Origin of the sequence: Marivita sp. (assembly GCF_017643905.1) — a bacterium.
GTDB lineage: Bacteria > Pseudomonadota > Alphaproteobacteria > Rhodobacterales > Rhodobacteraceae > Marivita.
In genome coordinates, this window is record NZ_JAEPMO010000137.1 from 1 (window position 1) to 11,228 (window position 11,228).

Annotated in this window: 9 protein-coding genes; 3 read left to right on the forward strand and 6 right to left on the reverse strand. The window is 58.6% G+C overall.

Annotation, left to right across the window (positions count from 1 at the left end; translation table 11 throughout):
• Positions 1–1,326, forward strand: a 1,326-nt coding sequence (locus tag JJ869_RS18380) for a hypothetical protein (protein WP_292269302.1), incomplete at its 5' end; no start/stop codon positions are given.
• A gap of 209 nt (positions 1,327–1,535) precedes the next feature.
• Positions 1,536–2,873 carry a glycosyltransferase family 4 protein gene (locus tag JJ869_RS18385; protein WP_292269304.1) on the forward strand — a complete coding sequence of 446 codons (1,338 nt, stop codon included), beginning with the start codon at positions 1,536–1,538 and terminating at the stop codon, positions 2,871–2,873.
• Positions 2,874–3,026: 153 nt separating this feature from the next.
• Here JJ869_RS18385 and JJ869_RS18390 read toward each other — a convergent pair whose 3' ends face one another.
• A complete protein-coding gene (locus JJ869_RS18390; RefSeq protein WP_292269307.1) occupies positions 3,027–3,323 on the reverse strand; it encodes a hypothetical protein in 297 nt (98 codons plus the stop codon).
• Positions 3,324–3,389: 66 nt separating this feature from the next.
• Between JJ869_RS18390 and JJ869_RS18395 the strand changes: the two genes are divergently transcribed.
• Positions 3,390–5,000 (forward strand): SGNH hydrolase domain-containing protein, encoded by a 1,611-nt coding sequence (locus tag JJ869_RS18395; RefSeq protein ID WP_292269310.1) that lies wholly within the window; start codon positions 3,390–3,392, stop codon positions 4,998–5,000.
• Here the strand turns inward: JJ869_RS18395 and JJ869_RS18400 are convergent, their stop codons facing one another.
• From JJ869_RS18400 to JJ869_RS18420, 5 genes are all read right to left on the reverse strand, one after another.
• Positions 5,001–6,002 carry an oligopeptide/dipeptide ABC transporter ATP-binding protein gene (locus tag JJ869_RS18400; RefSeq protein ID WP_292269312.1) on the reverse strand — a complete coding sequence of 334 codons (1,002 nt, stop codon included), beginning with the start codon at positions 6,000–6,002 and terminating at the stop codon, positions 5,001–5,003.
• Positions 5,999–6,994, reverse strand: coding sequence for an ABC transporter ATP-binding protein (locus tag JJ869_RS18405; protein ID WP_292269313.1), 996 nt, complete (start codon positions 6,992–6,994; stop codon positions 5,999–6,001). The genes JJ869_RS18400 and JJ869_RS18405 overlap by 4 nt, the downstream gene beginning before the upstream one ends.
• On the reverse strand, positions 6,991–8,190 hold the full coding sequence (locus tag JJ869_RS18410) for an ABC transporter permease (protein WP_292269314.1): 1,200 nt from the start codon (positions 8,188–8,190) through the stop codon (positions 6,991–6,993). The genes JJ869_RS18405 and JJ869_RS18410 overlap by 4 nt, the downstream gene beginning before the upstream one ends.
• 4 nt (positions 8,191–8,194) lie before the next feature.
• The gene (locus tag JJ869_RS18415) at positions 8,195–9,199 is read right to left on the reverse strand and encodes an ABC transporter permease (protein ID WP_292269316.1); all 1,005 of its coding nucleotides are present in this window, start codon (positions 9,197–9,199) and stop codon (positions 8,195–8,197) included.
• Positions 9,200–9,318: 119 nt separating this feature from the next.
• The coding region (locus JJ869_RS18420) for an ABC transporter substrate-binding protein (RefSeq protein WP_292269318.1) at positions 9,319–11,228 on the reverse strand (1,910 nt) is incomplete at its 5' end.

Here is an 11,228-nt window from a genome sequence, read left to right on the forward strand (position 1 = left end):
TCGACCCGCAAAATCGATGATGGTAGCGTCGTCCATGATGGTGGTGCTCCTTTGGATGGTGGCTTGTGTCGCAACAACAAACCAACCAGATGCACCGCCGTCATTCAAACCGCCCAGACACCAGATTCAGCCATAACTCTGGCAATCCTCGCACTGGCCACATGGCCTCTGGTGACAGTTGTTCTGTTTCAGAAACTGCCGCCCGGTCGCGCTGTGATCGCGACCTTGCTCGTGGGGTACCTGTTCCTGCCGGAACCACCTGCCGGTTTCGACTTCCCGCTGTTGCCACCCCTGACGAAGCACACAATCCCAGCACTCAGCGCCTTCTTCATGTGGTTTTGGCTATACCAGAAAGACTTCCACTTATTGCCAAGATCGCCTGTTGCGGTGGGCTTGCTGTGCCTCTTCATCTTCTCGCCAATCGTCACTGCTTTGACAAACATGCAGCCGATATATTGGGGGGAATTCTTCATTCAGGGCATGTCGATCAAGGATTCCATCGGGTTCGTCATCCAGCAGATCCTGCTGGTCATCCCGTTCCTTCTCGCGCGACGGTTCCTGTCAGAAGCCGAAGACCAGCGCGATCTGATGTACGCGTTCATGATCGGCGGGCTTGTCTATTCATTGCCAATGCTGGTGGAGATCCGACTGTCGCCGCAGTTGAACCTGTGGATCTACGGCTACTACCAACACGACTTCATCCAGACGATCCGGTTCGGTGGCTTCCGCCCAATGGTGTTTCTCTACCACGGGATCTGGGCCGCGTTCTTTCTGCTGATCTCGATCATTGCCGCGTTTGCGCTTTGGAAGACGCAGAAAATCAGATCGAAATGGGCGCTGCTTTGCATTGCGCTGTATCTCACCGCCGTTCTGATCTTGGCAAAATCACTGGGAGCATGGCTCTTTGCCGCGGTATTGATACCGGCCATCGTTCTGTTCGGCACACGCTGGCAGATGCGGCTTGCGGTCTGTATTGCGGCCTTTGCGATCACCTACCCTGCATTGAAAGGTGTCGGTCTGGTTCCCGAGACCTTAATCCTTGAAGCTGCAGGCAGCATCGACCCGGACCGGGCGGCATCGCTTGAATTCCGGTTCACCAATGAAAACCGCCTCTTGGAACGCGCAGAGCAAAAGCCGCTTTTCGGGTGGGGTAACTACGACCGTAACCAGATCATGAACCCGGCCAACGGGGTGATCGAAACCATCACCGACGGGCGCTGGATCATTCTGATCGGCCAATTGGGGTGGCTTGGGTTCCTGGCAGAATTCGGTTTGCTGGTCTTGCCGGTTTTCTGCTCTGGCGTGAAACGCGCCATCGGGCGTTAGAAGATTATTCAGTCCTGATCGTTCCGCTGTCGCTGATCCTTGCCGTCAACGTGTTCGACATGCTTCCGAACGCAACACTAACTCCGTTGACATGGCTCATGGCCGGGGCATTGACAGGCTACGCCGAAACCCTTCGCAATGGCCGCGGTGCCTATGAACCGAAGGAGCGCCTGGTCTGGCGCACCGTCCTCTAGAAAATGCGCGACACCATGACCGCCACATCATCACATCGGCCAAGGGTTCTGGCCATTGCCGAAGCCGCCAATCCCGAGTGGGTCAGTGTCCCGCTTGTCGGATGGTCCATGGCTCAGGCTTTGCGCGACGTGGCCGACGTTCATCTGGTCACACAGGTGCGCAACAGGGACGCGATCCTGCGCGCCGGTCTCATCGAAGGGCGGGATTTCACCGCCATCGATTCCGAGGCTGTTGCCCGCCCGCTCTGGGCAGTGGCAGAAAAGCTGCGCATGGGCGAAGGCAAAGGCTGGACCACGCTGCAAGCCTTCAATGCACTGATGTACCCTTGGTTTGAACATCTGGTCTGGAAGCGATTTGGACAGCAGATAAAGGCGGGTGACTTCGACATCGTCCACCGGATCACCCCGCTGAGCCCGACGATTTCGTCACCGATCGCCCGAAAGATCGACCGCGCCGGGGTTCCTTTCATCGTCGGCCCGTTGAACGGTGGCGTTCCGTGGCCCAAGCATTTTGATGCAGAACGTCGTGCCGAGAAGGAATGGCTCAGTTATCTGCGGGATGCATACAAGCATCTGCCCGGACGCGACCGTGCCCTGAAACATACGTCGACCATCGTTGTGGGATCACGCCATACGCAAAGCGAGATCCCCGAGAGGTATCAGGATAAGACCGTCTACATCCCCGAAAACGGCATTGATCCGACGCGCTTCAACAGAACAGCCCGGCCTACGGGTGACGTTCTCAAAGCCTGCTTTGTCGGACGGCTGGTGCCCTACAAAGGCGCAGACATGCTGATCGCAGCGGCGGCTGATTTGCTCCGCAGCGGGCGCATGACGCTTGATATTATCGGCGACGGTCCGATGCTTGGCCAACTGGTGGAGCAAGCCGCGTCACTAGAATGCCAAACCGGACTGACGTTCCACAAGTGGATTCCCCATGCCGAGGTGCAATCCATCCTGAGCCAGTCTCACATCCTCAGCTTCCCCTCGATCCGCGAATTCGGCGGTGGCGTGGTTCTGGAAGCGATGGCGCTTGGCGTGGTGCCTGTGATCGTCGACTATGCCGGTCCCGGCGAACTCGTCACCTCTGAAACCGGCTTCAAAGTACCCTGCGGCAACCGCGACGCGATCATCGCGGCATTCCGGGAAACGCTGACACGGTTGTCGGACAACCCCAGGTCGCTTGCCCCTCTGGCGCGAAATGCCAAGGCACGGGTGGACGACTATTTCCTTTGGTCGCGGAAGGCCGAGCAGATGCGAGAGGTCTATGACTGGACCCTCGACATGAAACGATCCGAAAAACCGGACATTTTCAGGGCAAAAATTAGTCCGTTTGCCGCAACAATGCCATAAGTTTCCCAACACACTGTTTCCCAATTGTGTGTTGCTTGGGCCTGAGCAAACAGAGTATCTGTGTCCGAACGGTGGGGGCCGTCGCTGAAAAGTCGTGTCACCGTGCCAACCCGCACTCGTCCTCATCTGTCGAACCTCTTCGTGTTGAGAGACTCAGAGTCCGCGCGGTCCGAATTGCGGCAATTTCTTCTCACGATGGCGGGTTTCGCGTTTGTGCTTGCCGCCTTGGGCGCCGGGCAATTCGGCGCCGACGCGTTTGCCAAAGACATCATCCTCGTTTTCTCTGGCGGCTGGTGTGCAAACCAGCTGATCCGTGGCGCTGACACGTTCAAAAAGCAGGTGGTCTGCGTTCTGCAGGCCTACTTCATCGGCGTACTCTGCTGCGCGTTGGTGCTTTTCATCGTCGGATGGATGATCTTTCTCCCGGACGAATACAAACAACTGGGCCATGCACTTTTGATGGCTGCAACCTTTACCACAAACTTTGGCCAGGCCTTTTTTCCCGTAGGGACGGGCATGCGGTTTGACGGTCTTTTTGACCACCTCTGGATACCGGCCCTGATCGCTCAGTGCGGTGTCATTCTCAGCCTGCTGTACTGGTGGTTTTCAAATAACCCGACACGTCTTCTGACAATCCTTTCCGTTCTTGCAGGGATATCGTTGATCCTGTCGCTGATCGACACGCCGGTGGTTCAAATCCTGCCAATCGGTGGCTTATGGGCGTTCCTGTTCGGCGCAATCCCTTTCATCCTTGGAAACAGATTTCGCGTGCTTGAATATGCCGCGCTGATCGCGGTGATCAGTGTGCTGGTAGGAGTTCTTGTCATCACGGTTGCAGGCGACACGCTTCTGGCGCGCGCCCTGATCGCCATGGGCCTTGGCTTCCTGTATCTCGGCAGTCGTCCCCGCGCCTCCGTTGCTGAAATGTCCGAAATGCGCCGCCGCTGGTTCGGAATGGTGCTGCACACCTTTCTTTGGGCGGTGCCCCTGACACATCTGAATGCGGCTCTTAGTATTTCGGGACAATCGCATACGAATTTCCTCGCGTTGATCGTGCCTTGCCTTCTGGTCTCGATCTTTTCGTGGACGATCTGGCAACATTTCGAACAGCGACAGGGAACGAACCAATTCGTGATAAGCGGCGTCGTGGCTGCGGTGCTGTTTATCAACGGCCTGATCGGTCTGGCGACACAAGGGTTGCAGGTGCGTTTTCCGGACAGCGCGCAGGCGTATATCCACGCCTTGTACAACAGCGAACCCGCGTTTGCCTGCCCAAGGGCAACGGACGGTCCTTTGGCAGGCCTCGAGGTGTGCAGGCTTGGACCCGATGGACCACCGCAGGTTCTTGTTTGGGGCGATCACCAATTGGATACGCTGCGGGTTGGCTTTGCCGAAGCTGCGCGGCGTGCGAATGTCCCGACTTTGATGATCTCGCACTCGAATTGCGTCCCCCTCGATGGCCTTCAAACCCGCCTGTCGGCAAGCACTGAAATTTCCGGTCAGGACTGCGACCAGCAATCAGCCCAGGTGGTTCAGGCGCTTGCGCATCTGAAAAGCATTCGACAGGTCACGCTTGTTGCCGATTGGGCCTATTATCTTGAAGTGACGGATGCCGAGCTGTTCAACCGTCCCAAGGTCCGCCTTGGCCCGATGGACGGAAGTCCCTTCGACGTGACGCGGCAGGCCGACTATGTCGCGGATGCAGCTCGAACCACAGTGAAATTACTTTCGGACCGGGGAGTCCGGGTATCCGTAGTCCGGCAGGTGCCATCACATCCCCGGTTTGACGCCGAAATCGCTGCGCGCGCCAGCCTTCCCGGTGTCGGCATGTATTTCGGGATGCCAAAGCTGTCGACCGTGATTGCCCTCGACGATGTCACCGAACGCCACAAGCCAATGGACAGCTTGTTCCAGCAGTTCGCGGCGAACGGTCAAGTGGCCTATGTGGACACCTGGGATGCATTCTGCTCGAGCACGCGATGCGAAGCACGGGGCGGCTTGTCCAGCGACTACATCACCTCCACACGGCTTAGCCAAAGCGGTGCATTGGCACTGGCATCGATTTTGGCGGCTGATCTCAGACGTGCACTGACACACGCGCCGTTGCGACGAAGCCTCGACAGCTGATCACGCGGCCTGTGGCGCCATCAGTTCTTTCCACCGATGGCAGGCCACATCATGTCCTGTACCATCCGTTTCCAGCTTGGGTTCGACCTGCTTGCAATGGTCCAAGACGAATGGACAGCGCGTGTGGAACTTGCAGCCCGACGGCTGATTGGTCGGTGACGGGATTTCCCCTGTCAGCTTTTGCGCCGATCCCCGGTCATCCGGGTCAAGCGACGGGATCGCCGAGAAGAGCGCCTTGGTGTACGGGTGGCGGGGTGCCGTGAAAAGTTTGCGCGTCGGCGCCGTTTCCACCAACCGGCCCAGATACATGACCGCGACGTGGTCGCAGGTATGCGCCACCACCGACAGGTCATGGCTGATGAACAGGAACGTCAGGCCCATGTCCGACTGGATTTGCTTGAGCAGGTTCAGCACATCCGCCTGAATCGACACGTCCAGCGCCGCGACGCTTTCATCCGCCACGATGAACTTCGGTGCCGAAACCAACGCCCGAGCAATCGAAATGCGCTGCCGCTGCCCCCCGGAAAACGCGTGGGGAAATCGCCGCAGGTGTTCAAGGTTCAAGCGGCACTTCGCCGCGATCTCGCGCACGCGGGCATCTGTTTCCTGCCGGTTCTTCGTCAGCTTCATCACCTCAAGCGGTTCCGCAATGATGTCGCGCACGGTCATGCGCGGGCTGAGCGCGGCGTAGGGGTCCTGAAAGATCAGCTGCGCGCGTTTGCGGTAATCCCTGAGCTGGTCCTTGGTGATCTTCTCAAGATCGTAATCGACCTCGCCATCGCTGTAATGCGCCCCGCCTGCAGTGATCGGCGCGGCCTTGAGAAGGGCACGTCCCAGCGTCGTCTTGCCGGACCCGCTTTCCCCGACAAGGCCAAAGAACGACCCCTTTTCGATGTCGAGGGACACGTTGTCCACCGCCTTGAGGATCTGCTTGTTGAACAGTCCGCCGCCGATGGGAAAGCCGACGGACAGCCCTTTGGCCCGGATCAGAACATCGCTCATGCGGGCACCTCGTCGTAGATGTGGCAGGATACCTTGTGGGTTGCGTCGATCCGTCGTTCGGCAGGTTCAACCGCCTTGCACACATCGCCCACCACCTTGGAGCAGCGGGTGTGGAACACACATCCCGTGGGGCGTTCAAGCGGCGACGGGATGTCACCGGGCACGGGCGTCAGGGGCGAATCCAGATCGTCCAGCTTGGGCAGCGCGGCCAGCAGACCTTGGGTGTAGGGGTGTTTCGGATTGCGAATGACCTCGCGCACCGGGCCTTCTTCGATCATGCGACCCAGATACATGACGTTCACCTTGTCGGCGGTCTGTGCCACCACGCCAAGGTCGTGGGTGATGAACACGATCCCCATATGAAACTCGGCCACCAAGTCTTTCATCAGGTCGATCACCTGCGCCTGAATGGTCACGTCCAGCGCCGTTGTCGGTTCATCCGCGATCAGCAGTTTCGGCTGCGTCGACAGCGCCATCGCGATCATCGCACGCTGGCGCATCCCGCCGGACAGCTCGAACGCGTATTGGTCAAACCGCTTGGCCGCGTCCGAAATGCCGACACGATCCAGCATTTCGATGGACCAGCGCTTGGCCTTTTCGTTGCTGTAATCGCCGTGCAATTGTAGTTGTTCGACCATCTGCTTGCCGATGGTGATGGCCGGGGCGAAGCTGGCCATCGGTTCCTGAAAGATCATCGACACCGCCCCACCGCGCACGATGTTCAACTCGCGCGGGGTGCGCAGGGACAACACGTCCACAGGCCCCTTGTCGGTGTGCAGGGTGATTTTGCTTTCGGGCGTGTAGACCGCGTTCTTAGCGTTCAGGTGCATCAACGCCTTGGCCGTCACGGACTTGCCCGACCCCGACTCGCCAACAAGTCCCATCACCTCGCCCTTGTTGAGCGAGAAACTGACATTGTCGACAGCGGTGATCAGCCCCTCGTCGGTGCGGAACTTGAGTGTCAGGTTCTGTACGTCGATCAGGGCCGTCATTTGTTATTGTCCGAATAGGGGTCTGCCGCGTCGCGCAAGCCGTCACCGACAAACACGAACGCCATCACCAGTGCGATGAAAAAGATCACCGGGATGAAGTACCATTGATAGTTGAGAAGCACATCGGCGCTGGTCACGTTCTGAAGCATGACGCCAAGGCTGTTCACCGGATCCTTGAGGCCAAGACCGATGAAAGACAGCGCGGTTTCCGACAACACCATGTAGGGGAACGAGATCACCAGATCGACGATGATGTAGCTGGTAAAGCTCGGCAGCAGGTGCCGCCGGATCACGTGTCCCGAGGACGCTCCGCACAGCTGCGCCGCCAGCACGTATTCCTGGTTCCGCTCGGTCAACAGGTGCGTGCGCACCCGACGCGCCAGTGTGGGCCAGCCGATCAGGCCAAGGATCAATGAGATGTAGAAGAACCGTTCTTCGGCAGACAGTTCCGGTGGCATGAACGCCGCCACCGCCATGAAGAGCGGAATGGCCGGCACCGTTCGCACCGCATCGGTGATCATCTGCAATACAGAGTCGATCCACCCGCCGTAATACCCCGATATCCCCCCAATCACGAGGGCGAGGACAAAGGCGATCAAGACACCGATGGTGCCCACCTGCAACGAGGTCCAGATGGCATGGAAGGTGCGCGAAAAGATGTCCTTGCCCGCATCATCGGTTCCGAAAACGTGCACAAACCCGTCCGGTGCACCGAACAGATGTGTATCCATCGGGATGAAACCAAAGAGTTTGTACTCCCACCCTTCGACGAAGAAGTAGATGTAGTGGCGTTCGTCTTCGTTGATGGTCGTCACCCAGCGGAAATTCGTCGCCATCGACCGTTCGCGTTCAACCGCATGAACAAAGGGGCGCAGAGAACAGCCATTCGTATCGCAGAACATCGGGATCTGCGGCGCGCCGTTGGTGTATTCATCGTTCTTGCCCGCAATGGTTGGATTGTAGGGCGACAGGAACGGCGCAAAGATGCCCGACAGGACCAGAAACAACAGAACACTTGCCGCGATCATCGCAGCGCGCTGTTTCTTGAACCGTGCCCAGATCAGCTGGCCCTGCGATGCGGTGAAATAGGCCTCTTTCGACCGGCGTTCGACCGACGCGTCGGTTTCCACCACCTGAACATGCGGACCGGTGGTCTGTGCCAGATTGGGCTTCATGGGATCGGGTGTCGTCGTCATGGCGTCACCTCACGATGCTCTTGCGGACACGCGGGTCAAGCACCGCCAGCAACACGTCCGTCAGGAAATTGAGCGTCACGATGGACGCGGTGAGAAGGAAGATGATGGCCCCGGCCAATTGCTGGTCGTTCGACCGCGCCAGTGCCTCGATCAAAAGCGACCCGGCTTCAGTCAACGTCAGGATCAGCGCCACAATGGGCAACTCGTTGAAGATACGGTTGAGGTCAAAGCCAAGGCTGTTGACGATCGGTCCCAGCGCGTGACGCGCCGGATAATTCCACAGCAGCTTGCGCCCGTGTACCCCCCGCGCCGATGCCGCGGTGACATAAAGCTTGCCGATTTCATCAGACATGAGCGCGCGCACGGTCTGCAACGCAAAGGCGGTGGCCGACCAGCCGAGGATGAAAATGGGCAGCCACGCATTGCTGAGCAGATCCAGAACCCGGTCTACGCTCCACGGTGCGTCCCTGTATTCGGCGGAAAACAAGCCCGTCAACGTGTCCCCGAAGTAGACGGTCGAGAACAACATAATCATCAAAGCCAGCAGGAAGTTCGGCATTGCAAGGCCAAGATAGCTGAACAGGCGCAGCGAATTGTTCAGGATCGCATTGTCAGAGGCAGCAGCGATGATCCCGACGGGCAAGGCAATCGAATAAGCCAACAGCAGCGACGCAAGACACAGCCCCAGCGAGATCCAGAACTTGTCACCAAGCAGCTGGGCGATATCCACACGCAAGATACAGCTATCGCCGAATTCACCTTGGAACGCATTGACGATCCACTTGCCCCAGCGTTCGAGGAACGGCCTGTCCAGACCCAGACGGATGCGCTCGTTTTCTATATCGGCGGCAGAGATCCCGGACCCTTGGGTGTTCTTGAAGGCAAGGTAGCGCTCTGCGCAATCGCCCGGCACAAGCTCCATGAGCGAGAACACCACCAGCGAGACAATGATCAGCGTGATCATTGCAAGCACGGCGCGTGTCACCACAAAGCGCGCAAAATTCAACATGAAGCATGCCCCTGCATGGCGTCTGCGCCCCCGGTTGATCCGGTGTGTCGGTCAGGCCGCCGTCATTCTTGAGAAAGGATGCGGGCGGCACAGACCGCCCGCATCAGGATCAGCAGACCTTATTCGTCCAGCCACCACTGTGTCGCGCGGTACGGATAGGTCCGGTAGTATTCATAGGACCAGGTCTTGAACTCGGTGAAGTTCTTGAGGTTCTTGCTGGCATAGATCGGTTCAGGTGCTTTCACCGTGCCGATCATGACCAGGTTGCTCACAAAGTTCTCGACCAGACCTGCGCCCAGCTCGTTGGATGCGTCAGTACCCGGCACTGCCGACTGGAACGCGTCGATATCGGCAGCCAGTTTCTTGGCCCATTCCGGCGGCTCAACGCCAGACGCGCCATTGCTGTCCAGCCATTCCGCCCAGAGCATCCCGGTGCGGTGTTCGAAGTAGGTTCCGAACGGCGGACGGAAGAAGCTGTTGAGGCCCAGGTGAATCGCCAGCGGTGCACCATACTGCCACAGACCCACATCGAGGTTGTTGGCGGATTGTGCCGAGCGATATTCATCCGGCGTCACTTCCTTGACCTGCGTCTGGACGCCCACATCGGCCCAGTTCTGACCGACGAGTTCGACCACGGCACCGGCAATACCCTGTGTCGAGAATTGCAGGTTCAGAGTGATCTTTTCGCCGTTGGGCAGCTCGCGGAAACCGTCACCATCGGTGTCGACCATGCCGATCTCGTCCAGCAGCGCTTTGGCGGTGTCCGGATCGAACTCGGCCTTGTAGCTTTCCCAGCTCGGATCAACGAAATCCGGTGCCGGGTTGAACGGTGCGATCTGGCTCGGTGTACCCTGACCGAAATACGCGATTTCGTTCAGCTCGTCGCGGTTGATGGCGATCGACATGGCTTCGCGGAAGCGGATGTCGTTGTAGAGCGCGCGCTTGGCTTCGTCTTCGATGGTGAAGTTGAAGCTGAACGCCGGCATGCCGACCGTCGGCTTGAGCTGGATCGAGTAGTTGCCCTTCTCCTGGTTTTCCAGAAGCAGCGGTGCGGATTCAAGACGCACGGACTGCGATTTGTAATCCACTTCGCCGTTCACCAGCTTGAGGATCCGCACTTCGTTGTCGTTGATGTACAGCTCGTCCTGCGTCGAGATGTAGGGAAGCTGCTGACCGGTGGTGTCGACTTGGTGGAAATAAGGGTTCGCAACCAGTTTCCGGCCTTCGGTCGTGTCGGTGATGTAGATGTGCGATTCCAGCGTCGGCACGGTCGCCTTGGGCAGGCCGTCAACGATGTCGGCACGCGACAGCATCGGCGACGGAGTGTCCGTCCAGTCCGAGTTTCCGTAGTAAGCAAGGATCGCGTCGTAGCCATTCTCAAAGCCCAGCGACTGCGCATAGCTGTCGGCGTCTGGGTTGATGTCCGGGTGGAACTGGCCAAGGAAATGCTTGGGCTGGAAGCCCTGCGCATAGGATGTCGCGAAGTGGGTCAGCAGACCGGGCTTCGGCGCGGGCAGGTTGAAGACCACCGTCACATCGTCCGGCGTGTCGACCGTCATGGTCTCGCCACCGACAGTCACGTAGTCGCGCACCTGCTCGAAGATATTGGTGTCGAGCATGATGTTGTCATGCCAGAACTTCACGTCCGCCGAGGTAAACGGCGCGCCGTCAGACCACTTGTGGCCTTCGCGCAGCGTGAATGTCAGCTGGGTGTAATCGTCGTTCCAGGACCACGACTTGGCGATGTTGGGAACGATGGTCTGAAGATCATCGGAATAGCGCACGAGGTTGACGTGACGCACCGACAGGAAGTCGGATGTGCCCGCTTCTGTCGCGTTGGACAAAGCGTTCAGTTCGCCACCGTACTGACCGATGCTGTCATAGGGAACAACAACCAGAGGTTCCGACGGAAGGCGCTCTGCCAGCGGCGGCAGGTCCGGGTTGCCCTTGATCTGCGCGTTCAACGCTTCGATTTCCGGGTTCGCCTTGAACTCCATGGAGCAGCCCGCCGCTTCCTGAAAAGCGCTCA

Bases quoted from the DNA above. Each gene is read 5' to 3' on its own strand.
- JJ869_RS18400 (WP_292269312.1), bottom strand. From the start codon at position 6,002: ATGAGCGATGTTCTGATCCGGGCCAAAGGGCTGTCCGTCGGCTTTCCC.
- JJ869_RS18405 (WP_292269313.1), bottom strand. From the start codon at position 6,994: ATGACGGCCCTGATCGACGTACAGAACCTGACACTCAAGTTCCGCACC.
- JJ869_RS18390 (WP_292269307.1), bottom strand. From the start codon at position 3,323: ATGGCCCAGTTGTTTGTATTCGTCCGGGAGAAAGATCATCCATCCGAC.
- JJ869_RS18385 (WP_292269304.1), top strand. From the start codon at position 1,536: ATGACCGCCACATCATCACATCGGCCAAGGGTTCTGGCCATTGCCGAA.
- JJ869_RS18410 (WP_292269314.1), bottom strand. From the start codon at position 8,190: ATGACGACGACACCCGATCCCATGAAGCCCAATCTGGCACAGACCACC.
- JJ869_RS18395 (WP_292269310.1), top strand. From the start codon at position 3,390: ATGCGGTTTGACGGTCTTTTTGACCACCTCTGGATACCGGCCCTGATC.
- JJ869_RS18415 (WP_292269316.1), bottom strand. From the start codon at position 9,199: ATGTTGAATTTTGCGCGCTTTGTGGTGACACGCGCCGTGCTTGCAATG.